Below are 1000 nucleotides of genomic sequence, written 5' to 3' on the forward strand. Positions count from 1 at the left end.
CTTGATGACCTACTGGAACGGGTAGAGCAGCGCTGTGTACAACTCCTGAACCTTACCGACTTTATCTCAGGCTTGACCCAGTTCCATTGGTGGAAGGCGTTTCAATGCTAAGTGTGGCTGATTAAGCGGACTTGATATGACTCGGCGATTGTAGTCATGGATGAACATCCAGATCGCACCGATGGAATTCTCTAGCTTCTTGGAAAAGGATAGTGTCTTCCTCACCAGCCGAGAAATCCGCTGCCTTAAAGTGTTGCTTAGTCTTTCGATGTAGCTCGTCAAGCCGCTATCTTTGTCAACAGCAACGTGCCGCTTGCTCGCAATCACGTCGACGTAGGCCTCCCAATAGTCGGTGTAGACCTTGGCAATCGATGCCGACACCCCAGGAATTGACTGCCATACGGCAATCGCCGATTCTCTAGAACGGTCGCCGATAGGACAGCCGATGATCGCTCGGGTGTCGGCATCGATTGCCAGCCAGACCCGCTGCTTGTTGCCTTGGTTGTCGACCAATGACCACAGCTCATCGATCTGAACGCTCAGCTTGCCTTTAGGCTTAGGGATAACCTCTGCCATTTTCGGCACTACCTCATAGCAAGCATTGGCATAGCCTTGTAACCAACTATCAGAGACCCCAGCGCTCCTAGCGATGCCTGCTAGGGCAATCTTCTCTAGCAACAGCAGATCGACAAATGTCCGAGTGTCTTTGGCTTTTGGCTTCCACTGGGGATTCTCGACGAATTGACGGTTACAGTCTCGGCATGTGTAGTTTTACGGACCGCGCCTGGTGGTGCCGTTTTTGGAAATGTCGTGAGACCCGCACGTTGGACAGGTCATCTCAATTTTCATGGATCCTACTCCCTTAAAATCGAGTAATGCAACGGCGATGCCTTGTTTTTCTCTATCCTTTACGTTAATCCACTACCCAGCATTATTCGCTCGGGTGCGATCGCTGGTCAATACAGCAAAGCGTCAAGGCATTTCTGCGTTTGACGCCATT

General features: G+C 51.0%; 1 pseudogene. It reads right to left on the reverse strand.

Features of this window, described 5'->3' with window-relative positions:
- Positions 1 to 132 precede the first annotated feature (132 nt).
- Positions 133 to 837: pseudogene (locus V6D20_12295) on the reverse strand (IS1 family transposase).
- Positions 838 to 1000: the final 163 nt, after the last annotated feature.

Source organism: Candidatus Obscuribacterales bacterium (assembly GCA_036703605.1).
Classification (GTDB): domain Bacteria; phylum Cyanobacteriota; class Cyanobacteriia; order RECH01; family RECH01; genus RECH01.